Below are 22588 nucleotides of genomic sequence, written 5' to 3'. Positions count from 1 at the left end.
AAGAAAATCATGAAGAGTTCCGTCGTCATCGTCGGAGGGGGGCTTGCCGGCCTGACTGCTGCCCGCCATTTTCATCAGGCCGGAATCGACTTTCAGCTTCTGGAGGCCCTCGATCGCCTCGGTGGCAGAATTCTGTCTGTCGACGCGTCTGGTGAGATGTCGGACGATGGCTTCGACCTTGGTCCCTCATGGTTCTGGCCTGGCATGCACTCAGCCATGAGTTATCTCGTGGATGATCTCGGGCTGCCCTTCTTTGCGCAGCACAGCGAGGGTGATCGCGTATTTCAGCGCCTGCACGATGAAGCGCCGCGGCGCTTTCCGGGCATTCGGCAGGAGCCGGAATCGATGCGTCTTATCGGAGGCGTCGGCCGCATCATTTCCGCACTGGCTTCCGAGCTTCCGGAAACCCGCATCCAGCTTGGCACGCGCGTGACGAACGTTACCCTTGATGGCCCCGCTGTCGAAGCCGGCTTTGTCGATGCACAAGGAACGGCTCGCGGCCTGAAGGCCGCACATGTCCTTTTTGCCCTGCCACCTCGCGTGCTGGAGGCGTCGGTCGTCTTCACGCCCGCCCTCGATACGGCAACAGCCCGGAGCTGGCGAGATATGCCAACCTGGATGGCGCCTCACGCCAAATTCTTCGCACTCTACGAGCGCGCATTCTGGCGCGACGCCGGGCTTTCCGGCATGGCTCAGAGTCTGGTCGGTCCGCTCGTCGAAATCCACGACGCGACGACAGCTACCGGCAAAGCAGCCTTGTTCGGCTTCGTTGGAGTTCCTGCCCGGCAGCGCGCCAGCGCCGGACAGGACGCCATCATTAAAGCGTCCATCAGTCAGCTCGCATGTTTGTTCGGACCACAGGCCAACAGCCCCAGCGCAACTTTGTACAAAGACTGGGCAACCGATCCGCTCACCGCAACCGATGAAGACATCCGCGCAGGTGGACATCCATTTTCGGACGGACTTGCGCCGGTTCCAGGTGAATGGCAGAACCGCATCCTGCTTGCAGGAAGTGAAGCCGGACGCCGGGAGCCGGGTTATCTGAGTGGCGCCGTCGAAGCGGCCGAATACGCTGTGCTGGAAGTTCTCAAGCTACTGGAGCATACGAATTGAAACCGACCTATCGCGCCATGCAAGTCACGCGCCCAGGCTCTCTGGAACTCATCACTCGAAACACCCCAATACCCAAAAGTGGAGAGGTGCTGATCGAGGTCGAGGCCTGCGGAATATGTGGGGCTGACATCGCCGACATTGAGGGGGTAGATACAGCCTTGCAATCGCCGCGTGTGCCCGGTCATGAGGTTGTGGGGCGTATCGCCGCCATTGGCGAAAACGTCTCCACGCGCTGGAGGCTAGGCCAACGTGTCGGCGTTGGCCGCCTTGGTGGTCATTGCAACGAATGCCGCCAGTGTCGTCAAGGCAGATTCCAATTATGCGAGAACCAAGTGTTTGTAGGCTCCACCGGTGATGGTGGCTATGCCGAGATGATGCTGGCGCGCAGCACGGGGCTGGTGTCGATTCCTGAGGAACTGGAGGCCGTGGAAGCGGCGCCCATCCTCTGCGCCGGGATTGCCACTTTCAACGCACTTAAGAAATCCGGGGCAGAAGCCGGCGATCTCGTCGCCATTCAGGGTATCGGCGGTCTCGGACATATGGCGCTGCAATACGCTCGCCGGATGGGTTTCAGGGTCGCCGCCGTCGGGCGTGGAGAGGATATCGCTGAAGACGCTAGACAGCTTGGAGCACATCTCTATATTGATAGCCATGCTGAAGACGCAGCAGCCCGCCTGAAGTCCTTGGGCGGCGCACAAGCGATCATCACCACGGTTGGTCAGGCTGATGCCGTATCCTCACTGTTGTCCGGCCTGGCGCCACAGGGTCGGTTGATCTTGCTCGGCGCCGGAAAAGCGCCGCTAGCGCTGTCGGCAGGTCAGCTGATCGTCGGCGAGCGCAGCGTGCTGGGTTCGATCACTGGCACCCCTTACGAGAACGAGAAAGCACTCGGCTTCAGCGTTCTGAGCGATGTCCGCCCCTGGATCGAGATCCTGCCGCTCGAACAAGCATTCGATGCCTATCAGAAGATGAAATCCGGCGACGTGAAGTTCCGGATGGTTCTGACAATGAAAGCCAACACCTGATGTCACATACACCTGCCTCCTCTTCGGTAGAGCAATTCCCGCAAGCCCTCTACACCCACGCCAAAGGCAATGTGGTCAGACTGACTGCTGCACAGGCTCTCTCGGGAGCAAACGCTGTCGTCGTCTATGCCACTGGCTCCATCGTGGGCAACATGCTCGCCCCCAATCAGGCCCTGGCAACGCTCCCGATCACGATTTTCGTCATCGGTATGGCCGCATGTTCGCTTCCTGCCGGTGCTATTGCCCAGCGCTACGGTCGCCGCGTCACCTTCATGATCGGAACAGGGTGCGGTGTTCTGGTGGGCCTGCTTTCGGCCATGGCGGTTGTGATGGGGCTCTTTTGGCTGTTCTGTTTGGCCACCTTCTTTGGCGGAGCCTATGCTGCCGTCGTGATTTCATTCCGCTTTGCGGCAGCTGACTGTGTTCCACCGGATCAACGGCCGCGTGCCCTGTCTTTTGTCATGGCCGGAGGAATATTTGCGGGGGTGATCGGGCCGCAGCTCGTGACTCACTCAATGGATCTCTGGGTGCCTTACACCTTCGCAGGGACCTTTCTGGCGCAGGCGGCTGTAGCCGCGATCTCCGCGCTGACCCTGGCGGGGGTGCATCTGCCCAGACCCGAGCGGAACAACGCCACTGGCGGGCGTCCAATCGGCGTCATCGTTCGCCAGCCCCTGTTCCTGACTGCTGTGAGTTGCAGCGTGGTGTCCTATCTTCTGATGAATTTCCTCATGACGTCTGCGCCTTTGGCCATGCGCATGTGTGGTCATGCGCAGGACGCCTCCAACCTTGGCATTCAGTGGCATGTCATCGCGATGTATGCCCCCAGCTTCGTCACCGGCAGATTGATCACTCGCTTCCGTGCCCAGCGCGTCGTGATGGCTGGGCTGTTGCTGACGGGTTTGTCGATCGCGGTCGGGTTGATGGGTACTGACATTGCGCATTTCTGGCTGACCCTCATTCTGCTCGGCATTGGCTGGAATTTCGGCTTTATCGGGGCGTCAACGCTTGTCCTCGAATGCCATCTCCCCGAGGAAAAGAACCGCGTCCAGTCGTTCAACGATTTCATCGTATTCGGGACTGTGGCGTTCGGCTCCTTTCTTTCAGGTGGCGTGCTTACGGCCTACGGCTGGAATACTGTGCTTTGGCTGTCACTGGTCCCTCTTCTCTTGACGATTCTGGCACTTGCTCGATCACAGGTCGGTCGTCGTGCAAGTGTCTCGGTATAGGCCAAGTCACTTCGCAGGGGCGAACGGCGGCTAGTCGATGCTCAACAGTCGTTCATGGAGTGTTGTTTTATCGTCCGCTTTGGCCGAATTCCGGGCGCAAAGGTTGGGATAGGCTTGAGGAGGCGACAGGCTTTCTTGCTGTGCAGCCAAAGTGACTAAGCAGAAACGTTCTGCAAAATTAGTACCCAGCGCACCCTCAGCACACTCAAGCCACAGCAGCTCAATCTGGGATGACGCGCGGGAGCTTTAGACGGGTAGCTTTGCAGCTAGGCTATGCGTGCTGAACTTTCATGACTTACCGAGCTGATACCCAGGCTGCGTGGACAAGACCAATACCACACGCTGTAAGCCGTCGCGTCGTGAGATCTACACTGGAGATAAACAGGGGTGGTGACCACTCCCACACAGTACCAGCCGAGTGTTGGAGGCAAGAGCTCAACAAGGGAACTTGTGGGTCAGCCGCAGCTTCGCTTGGTCAACTCTGGTCAAATTTGACCGAGGAAACCCGGGATCTTCCGGTATCATCCGGGACGAACTTACCTACCCCAAGATGTTGCAAAGGCTTGCTGCAGCTAGTGGTGCCGGGAAAGGGACTCGAACCCTTACACCTTGCGGCGGCGGATTTTGAATCCGCTGCGTCTACCGATTCCGCCATCCCGGCACGGGATGAGGCGCGGATTATGGCCCAAGCCTTGCCGCAACTCAAGCTGGATTCATGCTGACCCTAGACGATTTTGATTACGACCTGCCTCCGGAGCTCATTGCCCAGGCAGCATTGCCCGACCGTTCTGCCTCCCGTCTGCTTGTAGCGCGCAGCGATTCGCTGCAGGACCGCGTGTTCCGCGATCTGCCGGAACTCCTGCGTGCCGGAGACCTGCTGGTCTTCAATGACAGCCGCGTATTGCATGCCCGGCTCTTTGGTCAGAAGGAAACCGGCGGGCAGGTGGAGGTGATGGTCGAGCGGCCGGTCGGCGACCACGAAGTGATGGCGATGGTCCGCGCGAGCAAGTCTCCGAAGCCCGGCTCGCGCATCCGGCTGGCCGACGCATTCGATGTCGAGGTGGTGGGGCGTGCGGGCGCGAACAACGAGTTCTTCCAGCTTCGCTTTCCGGCAGACGATACGGCGGTGAATTACATCGAGCGTTTCGGTCGCCTGCCGCTGCCGCCCTATATCGAGCACGCGGCCGATGCGTCGGACGAGACCCGCTACCAGACGGTTTACGCCCGCGAACTGGGCAGCGTGGCAGCGCCCACGGCCGGTCTGCATTTTGACGATGCACTGTTCGAGACACTGGCTGCCAAGGGCATCCGGCGCGCTTTCGTGACGCTGCATGTCGGCGCGGGCACCTTCCAGCCGGTGCGCGAACACGATCTCTCTCGCCACCAGATGCACCGCGAGCTCTACAGCATCCCGCAGGACACGGTGGATGCGATCGCAGCGACCCGCGCAGCAGGCGGACGCGTGATCTGTGTCGGTACAACCTCGCTGCGTGCGCTGGAGTCTGCCGCGCAGGGAGGCGCGCTTGTGGCGGGCAGTGCAGAAACGGGGATCTTCATCATGCCCGGCTATGCATTCCGTGCTGCGGATGCGCTCATCACCAACTTCCATCTGCCGAAATCCACGCTGCTGATGCTTGTCTCGGCACTCGCCGGGATGGATACAATCCGCAAGGCCTATGCGCATGCTGTGGCACAACGCTATCGCTTCTTCAGCTATGGCGATGCGATGTTCCTCGAAAGAAACTCCTGATGAAATTCGAACTCCTCAAGACCAGCGGCCAGGCGCGCCGCGGCCGCCTCCATCTTGCTCACGGCATTGTCGAAACGCCGGTCTTCATGCCGGTCGGCACTTACGGTACGGTCAAGGCGATGAGCCCGCATGAGCTGGACGACATCGGCGCCCAGATCTGCCTTGGCAACACCTTTCACCTCTGGCTGCGCCCCGGCCTGGAAGTGTTCAGCAAATTCGGCGGCCTGCATGCATTCATGGGCTGGGACAAGCCGATTCTCACCGACTCAGGCGGCTTCCAGGTCTTTTCGCTCGGCGCGCTGCGCAAGATCACCGAAGAAGGCGTGAAGTTCTCATCGCCGATCAATGGCGACAAACTCTTCCTCACGCCCGAGATCTCGATGCAGATCCAGCACGGTCTGAACTCCGACATCGTGATGATCTTCGATGAGTGCACGCCCTACCCGGCCACGGTGGATGAGGCGGCAAAGTCGATGCGCATGTCGGCCCGCTGGGCACGCCGGTCGCGTGACGAGCATGATCGCCTGGCAAACAGCAACGCGCTGTTCGGCATCGTCCAGGGCGGCATGTACGAGAGCCTGCGCGACGAGTCGCAGGCCGGTCTGGAAAAGATAGGTTTCGACGGCTATGCCATCGGCGGCCTCTCGGTCGGCGAGCCCAAGGAAGACTTCTATCGCGTGCTGGCCCACACCGGCCCGCGTCTGCCTGCAGACAAGCCGCACTACCTGATGGGCGTCGGCACGCCGGAAGATCTGGTCTATGGCGTTTCGCAGGGCGTCGACATGTTCGACTGCGTGATGCCGACGCGCAATGCACGCAATGGCTGGCTCTTCACCCGCTGGGGCGACCTGAAGATCCGCAATGCCAAGCACAAGCAGGACACACGACCGATCGACGAGCACTGCAGCTGCTACACCTGTCGCCATTTCTCGCGCGCCTACCTGCATCACCTCGATCGCGCCCAGGAGATGCTCGGCCCGCGCCTGATGACGATTCACAACCTTCATTACTACCAGGATCTGATGCGGGACATCCGCGCGGCGATCGACGCCGGCGAGTACGCAACTTTCCAGCAGCGATTCGCGTCTGATCGTGCTCGCGGGGCTTGATTTCACCCCGGACAGCCCCAGCTGGAGGGCTGCTATACTCGTCCGCTTTATCTCAATTCATCTACGGAGAAGACAATGATTTCCGACGCATTCGCACAGACCGCCGGCGCGGCTGATCCCACCGGGGGCTGGATGAGCATGCTGCCCATGCTCCTGATGTTCGTGGTGCTCTACTTCCTGATGATCCGTCCGCAGATGAAGAAGGCCAAGGAACACAAGGCCCTGATCGATGCGCTGGCAGCCGGTGACGAAGTGATCACCAACGGCGGCATCGCCGGCAAGATCTCCAGCGTCGGGGAGAACTTCGTCAAGGTTGAAATCGCGAGCGGCGTCGAGATTTCGGTCCAGAAACCGGCGATTGCCGCTGTTCTGCCCAAGGGCACACTGAAGAGCGCGTAAAGAACCGACGGGGGCGCAAGCCCCCGTTCTGTCTCATTCCATACCGTCCGTCACCATGAACCGTTATCCGCTCTGGAAGAACCTGCTGATCGCCATCGTGCTGATCCTGGGTCTGCTCTACACGCTGCCGAACTTCTACGGTGAAGTCCCTGCCGTGCAGGTCTCTGCGGCACGCTCGACCGTCAAGGTCGATGCCACCACCGAACAACGCGTACTGGCAGCGCTGTCTGCAGCCAGCATCCAGCCGACCGGCCTGATCCGCGATCAGGGCGGCCTGCGTGTGCGTCTGGGCAATGAAGACACCCAGCTCAAGGCGCGCGACATCATCGAGCACACGCTCAACCCCGACCCGCAAGACGCCTCCTATGTGGTGGCGCTGAACCTGCTCTCGGCCAGCCCGCAATGGCTCACCTCGATCGGCGCGCTGCCGATGTACCTGGGTCTTGACCTGCGGGGCGGCGTGCATTTCCTGCTCCAGGTTGACATGAAGGGCGCTGTCACCAAGCAGATGGACGCCACTGCGGGCGACCTGCGCAGCCTGCTGCGTGAAAAGAATCTCCGCCATGGCGGCATCACCCGCGACGGCGAAACCATCGTCGTCCGCCTGCGCAGTGCAGACGACCGTGACAAGGCACGCAGCCTGATCCGTGACGCACGCGGCAGCGAACTCGGTCTCACCGAGCGTCAGGATGGCGAAGATTTCGTTCTGGTCGGAGCACTGACCGAGCAAGGGCGTCGCACGATCCAGACCGAAGCCGTCAAGCAGAACATGGTCACCCTGCACAACCGGGTCAACGAGCTGGGCGTTGCCGAGCCGGTGATCCAGCAGCAGGGAGCGGACCGCATCGTGGTCCAGCTGCCCGGCGTGCAGGACGTAGCCAAGGCCAAGGACCTGATCGGCCGTACCGCCACGCTGCAGGTACGCATGGTCGCTGAAGACGTGAACCCGCTGCAGCCGGTGGGCGCCGACGTTTTCAACGAAATCCGCGATGGCCAACCCTACCCGGTTGCCACCAAGAAGCAGGTCGTTCTGACCGGCGACCGCTTCGTCGGCGCTCAGGCTTCCTTCGATTCGCAAAGCCACCAGCCGGTGGTCTCGGTCCGCCTCGACACCGCCGGTGGCCGCATCATGCGGGACACCACGCGCGAGAACCTGAAGAAGCGCATGGCCATCATCCTGTTTGAAAAAGGCAAGGGTGAAGCCATCTCGGTTGCCACCATCCAGGGCGAATTCGGCAACCAGTTCCAGATCTCGGGCGCGTTCAGCACCGAAGACGCGAACCGGCTCGCGATCCTGATCCGCTCCGGTTCGCTGGCGGCGCCGATGGACATCATCGAGGAACGCACGATCGGCCCATCGCTGGGCGCCGAGAACATCAAGAAGGGCTTTGACTCCACGCTGTGGGGCTTCGTGGCGATCGCGGCGTTCATGTGCGTCTACTACGTGCTGTTCGGTCTGATCTCGACGATCGCGCTGTCTGCCAACGTGCTGCTCCTGATCGCGCTGCTGTCGCTGTTCCAGGCCACACTGACCCTGCCTGGCATCGCGGCCATCGCGCTGACGCTCGGCATGGCAATCGACTCGAACGTGCTGATCAACGAGCGTATCCGCGAAGAACTTCGCAACGGCGCCTCGCCTCAGGCGGCCATCGATCTGGGCTACCGCCACGCCTTCGACACCATTCTGGACTCCAACATCACCACGCTGATCGCCGGTATTGCACTGCTGGCCTTCGGGTCAGGGCCGGTCAAGGGATTCGCCGTGGTCCACTGCCTGGGCATCCTGACCTCGATGTTCAGCTCGGTGCTGGTCTCGCGCATGATCACCAACTTCATCTACGGCAACCGCCGCAAGCTCGAGAAGCTGGCCATCGGCCAGATCTGGCGCGTGCAGGCGAAGTAAGGAAACGGGAAGAGAAACATGGAACTGTTCCGCATCAAGAAAGACATCCCGTTCATGCGCCATGCGCTGGTGTTCAACGTCATTTCGTTGGCCACCTTCCTGCTGGCGGTTTTCTTCCTGTTCCACCGTGGTCTGCATCTGTCGGTCGAATTCACCGGCGGCACGGTCATGGAAGTCACCTACAGCGAAGCCCCGCAGCTCGAGCAGTTGCGCAGCGCACTGGGCAAGGCCGGTTATGTCGACGCTCAGGTCCAGGCTTTCGGCAGCTCGCGTGACATCATGATCCGCGTGCCGAACCGCCAGGCCGAAAACTCGAACGCGGTATCGGTCAAGGTCATGGACACGCTCGCCAGCGTGCAAGGCCCGAAAGCCGATCTGCGCCGGGTCGAATTCGTCGGACCTCAGGTCGGCGAGGAGCTCGCCAGCGACGGCGCCATGGCGCTGCTGGTCGTGATCCTGGGCATCGTGATCTATCTGGCATTCCGCTTCGAGTGGCGCTTCGCGGTGTCGGCGATCATCGCCAACCTGCATGACGTGGTGATCATTCTCGGCTGTTTCGCCTTCTTCCAGTGGGAGTTTTCGCTGCCGGTGCTCGCCGCCGTGCTGGCGGTGCTGGGCTACTCGGTGAACGAATCGGTCGTGGTGTTCGACCGGGTGCGCGAAACCTTCAAGAACAGCCGCATGCGCGGCCTGGAAGTCCCTCAGGTGCTGGACCACGCAATTACCAGCACCATCTCGCGAACCATCATCACTCACGGCAGCACGCAGATGATGGTCCTCTCGATGCTGTTCTTCGGCGGCCCCTCGCTGCACTACTTCGCAGTGGCCCTGACCATCGGCATCTGCTTCGGCATCTACTCCTCGGTGCTGGTGGCCAGCCCGCTGGTGATGTGGCTGGGCGTCTCCCGCGAACAGTTCATCAAGCAGAAGGTCGAAAAGGAAGAAGCTGTCGTCTGACATACTTTTACCTTCCGGAAAAACGGCTCCCCGCGCGGAGCCGTTTTTTTTATTCCGTCATTCTGCGATGATCTGCGCACCTCAACTGCGCAGGAGCCTGTCAATGACCGACATCAAGAGTACACGCCGGATCCGGGTCTGGGATCTGCCACTGCGACTCTTTCACTGGGCCCTGCTCGTCTGCGTCTGCGGCGCAATTGCGACTGGAGAGTTTTCATCCGAAAAAGATTGGCATGCACGCTTCGGCTATGCCGTACTAAGCCTTCTTATTTTTCGGATCGTGTGGGGATTCGTCGGCAGTACGCATGCCCGCTTCCTGAATTTCGTGCGCGGGCCCGGCGGCATACTCGCCTACCTGAAGAAGATGAAGTCCGAAAGCGGCGTCATGATCGGACACAACCCGATAGGTGCCCTGTCCGTCATCGGCATGTTGCTGGTGTTGGGTTTACAGGCTGGCAGCGGCTTATTTATCACCGATCAAGAGCTCTTCGAAGGTCCATTTTTCAAATACATCAGTAACAGCACAGCCAGCTTGTTAGCCCAGATCCACGAAGCCAACGCCACCCTGATTTTCATCCTGATCGGCCTGCACCTTGCGGCCATCCTTTTCTATCGCTTCGTGAAGCGGGACAATCTCGTCACGCCGATGATCACGGGCAACAAGGAAGTCCCCGCAAGCGCGCCCGAACAGAGCGCCGCCGGCGGTTCGGCCCTGACGGGTCTCGTCATCTTCGGCATCGCCTCAGCGCTGGTGTGGTATCTCACCACCCGGCTCTGATTTCCGTTTTTCCGCATCAGGCACCACAGAACATGGCATTTGCAGACAATCTCAAGCAGCTTCCCGGCATTTCCCACCTTGCCGCCATCGAACTCCTCGGCGAAAACGACAGCATCGCCGGACTCATCGAAAACAAGCCCGGTCAGGCAGGCTCGGTGGCCGTCTACAACCACCTCGCGCAGTTCTACGGTCTCATCACGGCCGAGGCGGCACTCAAGGGACTCGAGATCTATGCCGAACACACGGAAGACGCCCGTCTCAACCCGGGCAAACATCCCAACATCGACCGCCTGATCGCCGTAGCGGCGGGTGGGCCAGCGTTGCGCGTGCGCCATGTTTTTGCAGGGAACGCAGGCTGAATCCAGCCTGTTGATGGAGTACCCGGTTGCCGCCCCCGGCGCCGGGAATCGAAGTGACACACCAGATGGAGAGATCGCAGCATGAAAATCAAGCACCTCGCCGCACTGCTCGGCGCCTGCCTGAGTATCGGCACCGCCTTCGCCCAGGCCAAGCCTGAAAGCCAGATCGAATACCGCAAATCCGCCATGACGGTCACCGCCCGCAGCTTTGGCGTACTGGGCGCCATGGCAAAGGGCGACATTCCCTTCAACAAGGAAGTCGCAACCCGCCACGCCAACCTGCTCGCCAACCTGTCAGATCTTCCGCTGAGCGCCGGCGCATTCGGCCCGGGCACCGACAAGGGCGCGCCCACCAAGGCCGATCCGAAGGTTTTCAGCGAACCCGAGAAATTCAAGGCGGCCTACGAGAAATTCACCGCGGCCACGCATGGCCTGCCGGCGGCAGCAGGCGACCTGGCCACGCTGAAAGTGGCAGTGGCTGATCTGGGCAAGACCTGCAAGGGCTGCCACGATGACTACCGCATGAAGTAAAGCGCTGCGCTCTCAGGCCATCAGGCCGGCCCTTCGAGGCCGGCCTTTTCACGTACCCCGGGACGCATGACGGGCGAGCGCCCACAGCACATGTTCGCGCACGAGCGCCGAAGGGTCATCTGCCCTGCGCCGCAAGGCCTCCAGTACTGCCGGCGTGGCCGGTGCATTGCCCAGCCCGACGGCCAGGTTGCGCAACCAGCGTTCATGGCCGATGCGATGAATCGGACTGCCTGCCAGACGTTCATTGAACTCAGCCTCGCTCCAGGCGAACAGCTCGACCAGCAAGGCCTGATCCAGACCGTTCCGGACAGCGAAATCCGGCTCCGTCGCAGCCTGGGCAAAGCGATTCCAGGGGCAGGCGAGCTGGCAGTCGTCACAACCATAAACCCGGTTGCCAATCGCGGGCCGAAGATCTTCCGGAATGCTTCCGGCATGCTCGATCGTGAGATAGGAAATGCATCGCCGAGCATCCAGCCGGTAAGGCGCGACGATAGCCCCGGTCGGACAGGCCGGGATACAGGCCGTGCAGCGCCCGCAATGCGGCTTGACAGGCTCGTCATGCGGCAAGGCCAGATCAACGAAGAGCTCGCCCAGAAAGAAGAAGGAGCCAGCCTCACGCGAAATCAGCAAGGTGTGCTTGCCGCGCCAGCCCAGACCGGCCCGGCTGGCAAGCTCGACCTCAAGCACCGGCGCCGAATCCACGAACACGCGATGCCCGAACTCGCCTGTGCGCGTCGCGACATGGTCGGCCAGCTTCTGCAGGCGCTTGCGCAGCACCTTGTGATAATCACGCCCCAGTGCATAGCGCGAAATGGCCGCGCGCTCGCCATCCGCCTGCAGGGCGAGCGCGGCAGACAGATCGGGCTCGGGCCAGTAGTCCATGCGAACGGTGATCACGCTGACCGTGCCCGGCACAAGTTCTGCCGGCCGGGCACGCTTCAGACCGTGCCGGGCCATATAATCCATGCCGCCGTGGAAACCGGCAGCGAGCCAGTCGAGCAGCCCCTGCTCCGCGCTGTCAAGATCCACGCCCGTGACGCCAAGGCCGGCAAAGCCGAGCTCACGGGCCTTGTCGCGGATTTCCCGCAACAGCCCCACCGGATCGAGGGAAGAAGTCGAATGCATCACGCCAGCGATGATACCTGCGCACTGAAACTGGAGCTTGCCGACACCGCTGCCACCGAAGCGCTCGGCGCGGCGCTGCTGCCCGTGCTCGGCCCCGGGCTCACGATCTGGCTGAGTGGTGACCTCGGCGCCGGCAAGACCACGCTGACGCGGGGACTGCTGCGTGCCACCGGCTTCAAGGGAAATGTAAAAAGCCCGACCTACACCTTGATCGAAGTTTATACAGTTTCTAGAATTACGCTGTATCACTTTGATTTTTATCGGTTCACACATGCAGACGAATTTCTTGAAGCAGGGCTCGACGAATACTTCGGCGCGGAGGGCACCTGTCTCGTCGAATGGGCGGACAAAGCCGTGCCGCACGTCCCCTCGCCCGACATCGAAATTCGCCTGCAGGTCACCGGCAGCACACGTCTGGCCATCATCCACGCATGCAGCAAACGGGGGCAGGAATGTCTGAAGCAGATCGCCCTTCCGCGCTGATTCCGCCGCGCCGCCGCCTGCTCAAGGCGGGATTCGCGCTGATGACGCTCGCCGTCACGCCGCTCGGGATGGCGCAGGGCGCTTCCCGCATCCTCGCCGTGCGCGTGTGGCCCTCGCAGGACTACACCCGCATCACGCTGGAAGGCGCAGGCAATCTCAAGTACTCGCACCAGATCGTGAAGGATCCGGAGCGCCTCGTGCTTGACCTGGAAGGCGTCGAGTTCGACAGCGTGCTGCAGAGCCTGCCCGAAAAAATCTCGGAAACCGACCCCTATGTGCGACTGATCCGGGCCGGCCGCAACCGGCCTGGCGTGGTCCGCATCGTCGTGGAACTCAAGAGCGAAATCAGCCCGCAGATCTTCACGCTACCACCGGCGGGCTCCTACGGTCCCCGTCTGGTGATGGACCTCTACCCGAACGAGCCGGTTGATCCGCTGCTGGCCTGGATGGAGAAGACCGCACGGCCCGACGCGAGCGAGCCCCCGCGCAGCGTGGCAAACGCCAACCGCGAGCCCGCACCGAAGCCGGAAAAACGCCGCAACGATTCGGCGCCGATGATCACCATCACGCTGGATCCCGGCCATGGCGGTGAAGACCCCGGCGCGATCGGTGCGCGAGGCACTTACGAGAAAACAGTCACACTGGCCGTCGCCAAGCGCCTCAAGGCCAAGATCGACGCAGAGCCCAACATGCGTGCCATGCTGACGCGGGACGCGGACTTTTTCGTGCCACTGGGGCAGCGCGTCGAGAAAGCGCGCCGTGTACAGGCCGATCTCTTCGTTTCAATCCATGCCGATGCATTCATCAAGCCTCAGGCCCGCGGCAGCTCGGTCTTCATTCTCTCCGACCGGGGCGCGACCAGTACCGCCGCGCGCTGGCTGGCCAACAAGGAGAATGCGGCCGACCTGATCGGGGGCGTGAATATCGGCGTATCAGACAGCCACCTGGCCAAGACCCTGCTGGACCTCTCCCAGACCGCTACCCTCAACGACAGCATGAAAGCGGCCAAGGCGGTGCTGGATGAAATCGGCAGCGTCAATCAGCTGCACAAGGGCGATGTCGAGGAAGCCTCCTTTGCCGTGCTCAAGGCGCCTGACATTCCCTCGATGCTGGTCGAGACCGCTTTCATCTCCAATCCCGATGAAGAAAAGCGCCTCAATGACGAGGCCTACCAGGAACGCCTGGCCGACGCGATGCTGCGCGGGATCAAGCGCTACTTCGCCAAGAACCCGCCTCTTGCCCGGACCCGGCGCGCCTGAGGACGTCTGCCGGAATTGGGGTTTTTGATGTTTTGTGACATTTAGCGTCACCTGCATACCCACTCGCGTCACCCGCAGAAGCTGCCGGAAGGCGCCGCCTGCCGGAAAGACGGCCCCCGGCACCATGGCACACGGCTTGCGTTGGCCAATCCATAATCATTGCCAACGCAAGCTTTTCATGACTTCTACCGAGTACCAGCAACTCGTCAGCCGGCTCGAAAAAGAGAGCGTCCGCTCGCCCGGACTTTACCGCACCAGGCTCATCGCCCTCGCCGCACTGGGGCATGCCTATGTCATCACACTGCTCCTCATCACGCTCGTGCTGATGGTCATGGCTGTGGTGAGCCTGCTCGATGGTGAATATCTCGACGCAAGCCTTCGTCTTGCCACCAGCCTGCTTTCCGGCGGCATGTGCCTGGCCGCTACCCGTTTGCGGCTGCCGCAACCGGAAGGCCGGATGCTGACCCGTGACGACGCACCGCAACTCTTCGGCGTCATCGACAAGATCCGCGCCAAGCTCGACGCACCGCTGATCCACCGTGTGGTGATCAACGACGTCTTCAACGCCGCGATCTTCCAGGCTCCCCGTCTCGGCATTTTCGGCTGGAGCCACAACACGCTAGTGATTGGCCTGCCGCTCATGCAGGCGCTCTCCCGCAAGGAGTTCGCCGCGATCCTGGCTCACGAATACGCGCACATATCCCGCCATCATGGTCGCATCGACGCCTGGGTACATCGCTCGCGCATGCTCTGGAGCCATGTCGAAAACGGCATGAACCAGCACAAGGCAGGCTTTGTGGAACGCATCCTCACGCGCTTCCTGCGCTGGTATATCCCCGTGCTCAACGCCTACACCGGCGTGCGCCTGCGTCAGGATGAACTCGAGGCCGACCGCATCGCCGCAAGCGTCGTGGGCCGGCAGACCATGGCCGATGCGCTGATCGCCCAGTCCCTGCGCGGCCGCTTTCTGGAGGAGCGGTTCTGGCAGGGCCTGTGGTCCCGGGCCGATCATCACCCGGCACCGCCCTTTCTGCCTCACGCCACGATGCGGACGGCACTGAGCCGCGGCCTGTCGGCCGATGAAGCACGCTTCTGGCTGATGGAGGCGCTGGAAGCCCGCGCCGACGCACACGATACCCATCCGAGCCTGCGTGAGCGCATCGTCTCGCTCGACAGCGGCAGCGAGTTGCCGCCCGACGCCAATCACAGCGCGGCGCAATCGCTGATCGGGGATCTGCTGGGCGGCCTGCAGACTGACTTCGACGAACTCTGGCTGAGCCACAACGCGCCGGCCTGGCGCCTGCGGTATCACGCGGTCAGCTCTGCGCATGAAACCGTCAAGCGCATGGAACAGAAACCCTCTGAACAACTGGGTCCGGAAGAAATGGCGCACCTCGGGCTCGCACTCGATACGCTGGGACGCAGCGAAGAGGCGCTGCCACTGTTGCGCCGCGCGGCCGAACACCCGAACGGCAGCGCCGAAGCAGCGCTGGCTGCGGCACGCCTGCTGAAGTCTCGTGACGAAAAGGCGTCTGACGGCTACATGAATACGGCGCTGCGTCGCAATCCGGCGCTCGTGCGCCAGACCGTGGCCGCCAACACCTGCTGGGAACACCCGCCCGCTCCGCGGATCGCGGTTCAGCACCGCGTCGCCTGATCAGCGCCTTCCGGGCCATAATCAGGCTTTTACCGCCCTGTCAGGATTCCCGCCATGTCCGCCGAATTCGTCGTTCCCGTGTCCCCCGTGGTCGCTCTGCCGGTGGCCGGCAGCAGCGCGCAGTTCCCCGTGCGTCGCATCTATTGCGTCGGTCGCAATTACCTCGAACACATCCGCGAACTGGGCAACGACGAGAAGGAGCCTCCGATCTTCTTCACGAAGCCGCGTGACGCGATCGTTCAGGATGGCGAAACCATTCCCTACGCGCTGGCCACCGCCAACTACCACTATGAGCTGGAGCTGGCTGTCGCGCTCAAGTCGGGCGGCAGCAACATCACCGAAGAACACGCGCTCGATCATGTCTACGGCTATGCCATTGCGCTGGACATGACCCGCCGCGACCTTCAGAAGCAGCTCACGGCCAGGTCCGGACCGTGGGATGTCGCCAAGGCTTTCGATCACTCCGCCCCGTGCTCAGCGATCCACCCGGTCGAGCGCGTGGGCCATCCCGCACGAGGCAGCATCCGGCTCACCGTCAATGGCCAGGTGAAGCAGGATTCCGACCTTGCCGCGATGATCTGGAACGTGCCGCAAATCATCAGCCGCCTGTCGGCATTCTTCGATCTGCAACCGGGCGATATCATCATGACCGGTACGCCGGCAGGCGTCGGACCTGTCCAGCCTGGTGACGTGCTGGTCGGCAGCATCGACGGCCTCGGCACGCTCACCACCACCATCGGCGCCCGAGCCTGAGGCGTCCGACCAGAAAAAGAAAAGGACAACGCACATGGCAGGCTGGATCGCGGCAGGTTTTCTTGTATTCGTTCTGATCTACGGCGTGATGCTCTACAACGGGCTGGTCAGCCTCAAGCACGGCGTTGCCCGAGCCTGGGCCAACATCGATGTGCTGCTGCGCCAGCGCCATGACGAACTGCCCAAACTGGTCGAGGTCTGCAAGCAGTACCAGCAGTTCGAACAAGCCACGCTGGAGCGGGTGATCTCTGCTCGTGCAGGCGTGGCCAGCGCCCGGGCCAGCCAGGACATTCCCGCGCTCGGCGCCGCCGAAGGTGCCTTGCGGGCCGGTCTGGGGCAGCTTTTCGCGGTGGCCGAGGCCTATCCGGAGCTTCGCACCAGCGAGCACTTCATGCAGTTGCAGAATCGCATCAGCGGGCTTGAAAACACCATCGCCGATCGCCGCGAGCTCTACAACGAAGCCGTGAATCTCAACAACGTCCGGGTCGAGCAGTTCCCTGACGCGCTGATTGCCCGCCTGTTCGGATTCGATCTGAAACCGATGCTGGAATTCGCTGCGACAGAGAAGGCGGACGTCGACATGCAGGCGCTCTTCAGGAGCTGAGTTGCAGATCCACGTACTGCCGCAGGATCTGCCTCGGCTGCTGCCGGGCCTCCTGCCCGGTCTGGCATCCGGGCTGCTCTTCGTTCTCTGGATCGGCCTTCGCGGCGAGCCGCCCGCCAACTGGCAGTTCGGCCTGCTCCTCGCCTGGTTTAGCCTGCTGGCCTGGATCGCGGCCTACCGACGCTACCGCTTTTATGCCGACACCCCGCGCGCGGCTTCCATCCAGACGGCACCGCAGGGCTATGTCGCGCTCGAAGGCATCGGCCGCCCGCTGCCGGGAGACCCGCTTCGCTCCCCGCTGAACTACCTGCCCTGTCTGTGGTATCGCATCCGGGTCGAGCGTCGCAGCAGCAATGACAAATGGGTTGTCGAAACGGATGAGTGCAGCGATGACTCGTTCGTTCTCGAAGACCGCAGAGGCGAGCGCTGCACGATCGACCCGGCCGGTGCCAGGGTCGAGACCAGTCTGCGTGACCAGGTTCGCGAGGGCGACACGCGCACCACGCAATGGCTGCTGATTCCGGGCACCCGCATCAATGCCCTCGGGCATTTCCACTCACGTCGTCCGATCGAAGACCGCGCGGCCCTCAAGGTCGAGGTGCGCGACCGGCTGGCTGACTGGAAAGCAAGCGGTCATGCCATGCGGAACTTCGATGCCGACGGCAATGGTCAGCTCGACATGCAGGAGTGGAACAGCGTCCGCGAGGCGGCCGAGCAGGAAGTCCGCAACGAGCGCGAAGCTGCGGCCGATTTCCCCGCCTATCATCTGCTGAGCCTGCCAGAAGACGGCCGGCCCTTCGTGATCTCGGATCAGCCACATGAGCAGGTCCGTCGCCGCTATCAGCAGCAGGCCTGGCTCTGCCTGGCCTGCTTCTTCCTGGCACTCTCAGCCAGCGCCTGGCTGAGAACACACAGTCTCTGAATCAGGGCTCGGTCTTGCCCGCCCAGGAGTCAGGCCCCTTGAGCAAGGGAATGCGGGCGGCCGGATCGGCCGGCAAGGCCTTTTCCCACGAGCCATAACTCGGGTTCGGAATCATGAAGAGATTCTTGCCGAAGTTTGCCAGCAGCGCCTGGGCCGCGGCATCCGGTTCACCCTTGCGCAGACGCGCGACGCTGTCGACCGGCAGGAAGTCGCCCATGTCATCGCCCACCAGCATGACAATGTGATGCGTGCGGGCAATCGTTTCGCGCCTCGCGCTCTTGTCGCTCGAGTTCCATTCCGGACGCTGCTTCCTGAGCATGAATGCCGCCGGGTCATTCGCACGCGGGAAGCCGAGTTTGCGGAGGTTGTTCTGCGTGTGCGTCAGGGCCGGGCAGGGATCGGTCGGCTCTGGCGTACATTCGCGATTGGTCACATAGAACACGTCCGCGCCCAGCCTGGCGGCCTGCTGCGTGAAGGCCACGGCGCCCGGCACGGCAAGTGCCTCTTCGAGTGCCAGCCATGCCGCCCAGCTCTTCGGCGCAAAGCTCTGGTTGGTCTGCACCGCCCAGGCGTCATAGGCGGAGTTGTCCAGCACTGTCTCGTCCACATCCAGCACCACCGCGGGCCGCTTGCGGCTGGCCTCGCCACGCTCGAGAGAAGCCCAGGCCTTCGAGCGGATCAGACCCGGCAGGGCGGCTGTCGCGGCCTGGTAAGCCATGGCAGCTGCAGCATGGTGCTCCAGAGAGAACTGGGTCCAGTACACGCCGTTGACCTGCGAGATCGAGCGGGTAGTCGGTTCGGCCGAAGCTGCGCCCGCCAGCAGCGAGAGCGCAACAGCAGCGGCAATTGAAGAGGCTTTCACGTCGTTTCCTTGCTATGGAGTCATGAATCAGGCAACCGGCACACCGGCTTGGGCGCAATTTTCCGCGCGCAAACGATTTGCGCCCATACCGCCGGAAAGAAAACAGCTATCGGTCATCGCATATTGTGCGCGTGCCCGGAAAAAAGGCGCCCGAAGGCGCCTTGCTTGCGAAACCGGGCGGCGATCAGAGCGTATAGCCCAGCACTTTTGCGAAGCCCGAGTCCTTTCCTGGACGGGTAAACGCCTCCTGCGTCAGGCGTGAGACCGGCACCTGCATCTGCGCCGTGTTGAACCACTTGTCATAGATGCCGCGGATCTCGCCGCTCGAGTAGAGACCCGCCAGGGTCTTGTCGATGAATTCGCGCAGCGCCTTGTCGTCCTTGCGGACCATGATCGCGTAGGGCTCCACCGAGAGGTAGTCTTCGGTCAGCGTGTATTTGTCCCGGTCAGGCAGCGCGGTCAGCATGCCGGAGAGCAGCACGTCATCCTGCGGGAAGGCCGCCACCTGATTCGACACCAGCGCCTTGAGCGCCTCGGCGTTGCTGCCGAAGGTCTGCAGACGAGCGCCGGAGAGTTCGCCCTTGCCCAGCTGGGCGAAGAGCTTCTCGGAAGTGGTGCCCTTGCTCAGTCCGACCGTGGCTTTTGAGAGCCCCTGCAGATCCTTGATGCCGGAATCCTTGCGTGTGAGCAGCTTCATGCCCGCCACGAAGATCGTGTAGGAGAAGGACACCTGCTCCTGACGGGCCTTGGTGTTGGTCGTCGAGCCGCACTCCATGTCGGCTTCGCCGCTGCGGATCTTCGGAATCCGTTCTGGACCACTCACCGTGATGTACTGCACCTTCAGGTTCGGCAACTTCAGATCCTTGCGCATGCGCTCCACCACACGCTGGCAGAGTTCCACCGAGTAGCCCACCGGCTGCCCCTTCTCGTCGAGATAGGAGAACGGACGGGCGGACTCTCGATTGGCGATGGTGATCGTCTGGGTCTGGCGGATGCGCGCGAGCGTATCGGATTCCTGGGCAAAGGCGCCGTGACTGAGCACGAGCAGCATCGCGGCAGTCAGTCGGGCCGGAAGGCGGGAGGGCATGGAGAACATCATGAAAACCTGGGCTGGAAGAGCATGGAAAACGCCGCACCCCGGCTCATCCGGCAGCGCGGGACACGCTTTCCGGCCGCCCGGGATACGAAGCGAGGATTAGTATGATTTTAAAACCAACGGGCAAAACATGCTGCGGATAGTTCACTTTCGTCAGCCCACATGCTGCCCGCGGGTGAGCCACACGACCTGAAAAACCCCAGCCCAATCAGTCACCTGGCGAGGGATAGCGTCTCGCGCCCGGATGCTCATCGGGGTTTTCCACAAGTAAAGCGGCCGCACTTTCGGGTTGGCGCATTGATGCAAATCAAAACCCCGCATGACTGGCGGCCTAGTCTGGGTCTTGCCGCGAAAGAACAGACGGAGGAGACCCGAAATGATCGAGACAAAACCGGCAGAACTCTTTACCTGGAACGACAGCTACAAGGTTGGCGTGGAAGAGATCGATTCACAGCACAAGGAGCTCGTGCGCCTGCTCAACGAACTGCATGTATCGATCCGCGAGCACCACGGCTCCGCCACCTCGCGTGAAATCCTGAATCAGCTCGTCGACTACACCCGCACGCACTTCATGGTCGAAGAGAGCCTGATGCGGGTCTCCGCCTACCCGGAGATGCAGGCACACAAGCATCAGCACGAAACGCTGATCGAACAGGTCCGCGCCCTGCAGGAAAAACTCGACAGCGGTGTCGCCTCGATCAGCTTCGAGTTGCTGCATTTCCTCAAGCGCTGGCTGATGCACCACATCAATGGCGATGACAAGCAGTTCGGCGCCTATTTCCAGCAGAGCAAGGGCGCGCCGCAAACCGGCACAGCCCCCGGAGAAAAGGCGCCCCGCAGCTGGTGGAGCCGGGTCTGGCAGGCCGACTAGCCTCGCGCAGCGCGATCTGCTTGCCATAAAGCCCGTCAGCCACCTTAATGTAACAGGCTGGCCGCGGGCACCTGACGCCTGCACTGCCCTGCCCGCCCGGCCCTTTTGCCGGCAGCGGGCATGCGGCATTTTGCCCGCCCTCGATCCGGAGCAAGCCGATGCGCATCTATTTCGCCACCAATCGCGATCCCGACAACGCGGACACGCCAACCGACTTCGGCGAACGATTCAGCGCCAACGGACTGACTGACCTGCGCTTCGGCGTAGCCGAGGTCAGCGGCAAGAAGTTCGATCGCTACACGCTGGAAGTGGCGGACGAAAAACTCGATGTCGGACTGGCCAGCGCAGCAGTGGGCGACCTCTCAGGCCAGAAGCTGGGCAGCCAGGAAGTCTTCGAGAGGGTCCGCCGCGAAATGCTCGAACAGCAGCAGGATTGCCTGATCCTGGTCCACGGCTTCAACACCAGCTTTGCCGGCGCCCTGCAACTGGCTGCCCGGGTCAAGGATTTCTACGCGACACGGCCGATGACGGTTTTTCTCTTTACCTGGCCTTCGGATGGCTCCCTGCTGCCGTTCAAGGCCTACGCGAGCGACCGTGATGATGCGCGCGCCTCAGGTGTCGCGCTCGGTCGTGGCCTGCAGAAGCTCGCCGCCTATCTGCGCGGCACACGCCCCGAAGACTACTGCGGGCAAAACGTTCACCTCTTTGCGCACAGCATGGGCAGCTATGCGCTGCGCTGGGCACTGCAGGGCATCCGCTCCTGCAATGGCGGCCAGTTGCGCAGGCTGCTCGACCAGATCGCGCTCTTCGCACCGGACGAGGATGACGACGCTTTCGAGCTTGATCACAAGTTCCAGACCCTGCCCGACATGGCCCGCCGCGTGACGGTCTATCACAACGCAGCCGACCAGGCGCTGATCGTCAGCGACCGCACCAAGAACAATCCGGACCGACTCGGAGCGAGCGGCCCGCGCAACTCACGCGCCCTGCCCGACAAGGTCAGCGTCGTCAATTGCGAACCGGCGCTGAGCTTTACGGCCGACCCGACCGGCCACCACTACTTCTACCAGAACGAGGCCGTGCGCCGCGATGTGCTCGCCGTGCTGGCAGGCACGCCGCCACAGGACATCGAGCGCCGTGAATATCTCGCCGATACCCGCAGCTACAGACTGGTACGTGCGCGGCGCTGAGACCGGCTCAGGCGCCGTAATGAATCAGGTCATGGCAAACCGCCGGCTCGCTGCCGGCGTTGCGGTAACCGTGCGGCCGATCTGCCGCAAACCGCACCGCCTCACCCTCCCGCAAAACGTGCCAGTGCCCCTCCACCAGCACTTCCATCTCGCCACGCACCACCAGCACATGCTCGGTCACCCCTGCAGCGTGAGGATCCGAGAGGCGCTCGTAACCGGGCAGCAGGGTGAGCTCCATCCATTCAAAACCGAAACGGGCATCAAAGGGGAACAGCGGTGCGACCAGCATGTCGTCGCTCGCCGGCCGGGCGCGTTCGCTCGCCACGCTGCGAAACAGCGTGTCCTGCCCGGGTGCTTCACTGACCAGAAAACGGGTGAGCGAACAGCGGAAGCCGCCCGCAATCTTCCAGAGCGTCGCAACCGTAGGGCTGGATTCGCCCCGCTCGATCTGCCCCAGCATGGCCTTGCTGACGCCGGTTTCACGGGCCGCCTGATCCAGGCTCCAGCCGCGGGCTGAGCGCGCCTCGCGCAAACGGGTGCCCAGCACGGGCGCTTCCGGCGGCATGCCTGAGTTGTCGTGTTCGTCGTTCATCTGTTCCTGTCCGGCAGCGCA

Annotated in this window: 23 protein-coding genes and 1 tRNA gene; 19 read left to right on the top strand and 5 right to left on the bottom strand. The window is 62.3% G+C overall.

What is annotated here, in order from left to right; translation table 11 throughout:
* Window positions 1–9 precede the first annotated feature (9 nt).
* From ABDB87_RS15620 to ABDB87_RS15610, 3 genes are read left to right on the top strand one after another with little or no spacing between them, the layout of a single operon-like run.
* Window positions 10–1113, top strand: a complete 1104-nt coding sequence (locus ABDB87_RS15620; RefSeq protein WP_345928740.1) for a flavin monoamine oxidase family protein — start codon at window positions 10–12, stop codon at window positions 1111–1113.
* The gene (locus tag ABDB87_RS15615; RefSeq protein ID WP_345928738.1) at window positions 1110–2138 is read left to right on the top strand and encodes an alcohol dehydrogenase; all 1029 of its coding nucleotides are present in this window, start codon (window positions 1110–1112) and stop codon (window positions 2136–2138) included. The genes ABDB87_RS15620 and ABDB87_RS15615 overlap by 4 nt, the downstream gene beginning before the upstream one ends.
* Window positions 2138–3367: an MFS transporter gene (locus ABDB87_RS15610; RefSeq protein WP_345928736.1), complete on the top strand. Its 1230-nt coding sequence runs from the start codon at window positions 2138–2140 to the stop codon at window positions 3365–3367. The genes ABDB87_RS15615 and ABDB87_RS15610 overlap by 1 nt, the downstream gene beginning before the upstream one ends.
* 576 nt (window positions 3368–3943) lie before the next feature.
* Here the strand turns inward: ABDB87_RS15610 and ABDB87_RS15605 are convergent.
* Window positions 3944–4028, bottom strand: a tRNA-Leu gene (locus ABDB87_RS15605).
* A gap of 54 nt (window positions 4029–4082) precedes the next feature.
* On the opposite strand from ABDB87_RS15605, the gene queA reads away from it, so the two are divergent.
* The 8 genes from queA (at window position 4083) to ABDB87_RS15565 (ending at window position 11153) form a co-directional block, all read left to right on the top strand.
* Complete coding sequence (gene queA, locus ABDB87_RS15600; protein WP_345928734.1) at window positions 4083–5117, top strand: tRNA preQ1(34) S-adenosylmethionine ribosyltransferase-isomerase QueA; 1035 nt, start codon at window positions 4083–4085, stop codon at window positions 5115–5117.
* A complete protein-coding gene (gene tgt / locus ABDB87_RS15595) occupies window positions 5117–6226 on the top strand; it encodes a tRNA guanosine(34) transglycosylase Tgt (protein WP_345928732.1) in 1110 nt (369 codons plus the stop codon). Before queA ends, tgt begins: the two co-directional genes overlap by 1 nt.
* A 75-nt stretch (window positions 6227–6301) precedes the next feature.
* Complete coding sequence (yajC, locus tag ABDB87_RS15590) at window positions 6302–6625, top strand: preprotein translocase subunit YajC (RefSeq protein ID WP_345928730.1); 324 nt, start codon at window positions 6302–6304, stop codon at window positions 6623–6625.
* Window positions 6626–6680: 55 nt separating this feature from the next.
* The gene (gene secD / locus ABDB87_RS15585; RefSeq protein ID WP_345928728.1) at window positions 6681–8528 is read left to right on the top strand and encodes a protein translocase subunit SecD; all 1848 of its coding nucleotides are present in this window, start codon (window positions 6681–6683) and stop codon (window positions 8526–8528) included.
* Window positions 8529–8546: 18 nt separating this feature from the next.
* Window positions 8547–9485, top strand: a complete 939-nt coding sequence (gene secF / locus ABDB87_RS15580) for a protein translocase subunit SecF (protein ID WP_345928726.1) — start codon at window positions 8547–8549, stop codon at window positions 9483–9485.
* A gap of 103 nt (window positions 9486–9588) precedes the next feature.
* Window positions 9589–10263, top strand: coding sequence for a cytochrome b/b6 domain-containing protein (locus ABDB87_RS15575; RefSeq protein WP_345928724.1), 675 nt, complete (start codon window positions 9589–9591; stop codon window positions 10261–10263).
* 32 nt (window positions 10264–10295) lie between these two features.
* The gene (locus ABDB87_RS15570; protein ID WP_345928723.1) at window positions 10296–10622 is read left to right on the top strand and encodes a DUF2322 family protein; all 327 of its coding nucleotides are present in this window, start codon (window positions 10296–10298) and stop codon (window positions 10620–10622) included.
* Between the two features lie 81 nt (window positions 10623–10703).
* Complete coding sequence (locus tag ABDB87_RS15565; RefSeq protein ID WP_345928720.1) at window positions 10704–11153, top strand: c-type cytochrome; 450 nt, start codon at window positions 10704–10706, stop codon at window positions 11151–11153.
* 48 nt (window positions 11154–11201) lie between these two features.
* Here ABDB87_RS15565 and queG read toward each other — a convergent pair whose 3' ends face one another.
* Complete coding sequence (gene queG / locus ABDB87_RS15560; protein ID WP_345928885.1) at window positions 11202–12278, bottom strand: tRNA epoxyqueuosine(34) reductase QueG; 1077 nt, start codon at window positions 12276–12278, stop codon at window positions 11202–11204.
* Between queG and tsaE the strand changes: the two genes are divergently transcribed.
* The 6 genes from tsaE to ABDB87_RS15530 all read left to right on the top strand — a co-directional run bounded on the left by tsaE (window position 12273) and on the right by ABDB87_RS15530 (window position 17956).
* Window positions 12273–12761: a tRNA (adenosine(37)-N6)-threonylcarbamoyltransferase complex ATPase subunit type 1 TsaE gene (gene tsaE, locus ABDB87_RS15555; RefSeq protein WP_345928718.1), complete on the top strand. Its 489-nt coding sequence runs from the start codon at window positions 12273–12275 to the stop codon at window positions 12759–12761. The genes queG and tsaE overlap by 6 nt on opposite strands.
* Window positions 12731–14020 (top strand): N-acetylmuramoyl-L-alanine amidase, encoded by a 1290-nt coding sequence (locus ABDB87_RS15550; protein ID WP_345928716.1) that lies wholly within the window; start codon window positions 12731–12733, stop codon window positions 14018–14020. The genes tsaE and ABDB87_RS15550 overlap by 31 nt, the downstream gene beginning before the upstream one ends.
* Before the next feature lie 178 nt (window positions 14021–14198).
* A complete protein-coding gene (locus ABDB87_RS15545; protein WP_345928714.1) occupies window positions 14199–15677 on the top strand; it encodes a M48 family metallopeptidase in 1479 nt (492 codons plus the stop codon).
* A gap of 54 nt (window positions 15678–15731) precedes the next feature.
* Window positions 15732–16430: a fumarylacetoacetate hydrolase family protein gene (locus ABDB87_RS15540; RefSeq protein WP_345928712.1), complete on the top strand. Its 699-nt coding sequence runs from the start codon at window positions 15732–15734 to the stop codon at window positions 16428–16430.
* A 34-nt stretch (window positions 16431–16464) separates the two neighbouring features.
* The gene (locus tag ABDB87_RS15535; RefSeq protein ID WP_345928710.1) at window positions 16465–17034 is read left to right on the top strand and encodes a LemA family protein; all 570 of its coding nucleotides are present in this window, start codon (window positions 16465–16467) and stop codon (window positions 17032–17034) included.
* A gap of 1 nt (window position 17035) precedes the next feature.
* Complete coding sequence (locus ABDB87_RS15530) at window positions 17036–17956, top strand: hypothetical protein (protein WP_345928708.1); 921 nt, start codon at window positions 17036–17038, stop codon at window positions 17954–17956.
* A 1-nt stretch (window position 17957) separates the two neighbouring features.
* Here ABDB87_RS15530 and ABDB87_RS15525 read toward each other — a convergent pair whose 3' ends face one another.
* Both ABDB87_RS15525 and ABDB87_RS15520 read right to left on the bottom strand, forming a co-directional pair.
* Window positions 17958–18818, bottom strand: coding sequence for a 5'-nucleotidase, lipoprotein e(P4) family (locus tag ABDB87_RS15525; protein ID WP_345928706.1), 861 nt, complete (start codon window positions 18816–18818; stop codon window positions 17958–17960).
* A gap of 184 nt (window positions 18819–19002) precedes the next feature.
* Complete coding sequence (locus tag ABDB87_RS15520) at window positions 19003–19905, bottom strand: amino acid ABC transporter substrate-binding protein (RefSeq protein WP_345928704.1); 903 nt, start codon at window positions 19903–19905, stop codon at window positions 19003–19005.
* Between the two features lie 385 nt (window positions 19906–20290).
* Between ABDB87_RS15520 and ABDB87_RS15515 the strand changes: the two genes are divergently transcribed.
* Together ABDB87_RS15515 and ABDB87_RS15510 are read left to right on the top strand one after the other, a co-directional pair.
* Window positions 20291–20785, top strand: coding sequence for a bacteriohemerythrin (locus ABDB87_RS15515; protein WP_345928702.1), 495 nt, complete (start codon window positions 20291–20293; stop codon window positions 20783–20785).
* Window positions 20786–20943: 158 nt separating this feature from the next.
* Complete coding sequence (locus tag ABDB87_RS15510) at window positions 20944–21975, top strand: alpha/beta hydrolase (RefSeq protein ID WP_345928700.1); 1032 nt, start codon at window positions 20944–20946, stop codon at window positions 21973–21975.
* Window positions 21976–21982: 7 nt separating this feature from the next.
* Here ABDB87_RS15510 and ABDB87_RS15505 read toward each other — a convergent pair whose 3' ends face one another.
* On the bottom strand, window positions 21983–22567 hold the full coding sequence (locus ABDB87_RS15505) for a helix-turn-helix domain-containing protein (RefSeq protein WP_345928698.1): 585 nt from the start codon (window positions 22565–22567) through the stop codon (window positions 21983–21985).
* Window positions 22568–22588 lie beyond the last annotated feature (21 nt).

Origin of the sequence: Uliginosibacterium paludis (assembly GCF_039631355.1) — a bacterium.
GTDB lineage: Bacteria > Pseudomonadota > Gammaproteobacteria > Burkholderiales > Rhodocyclaceae > Uliginosibacterium > Uliginosibacterium paludis.
The sequence above is the reverse complement of the archived record's forward strand: the minus strand, read 5'-3'. Positions and strand labels throughout refer to the sequence as shown.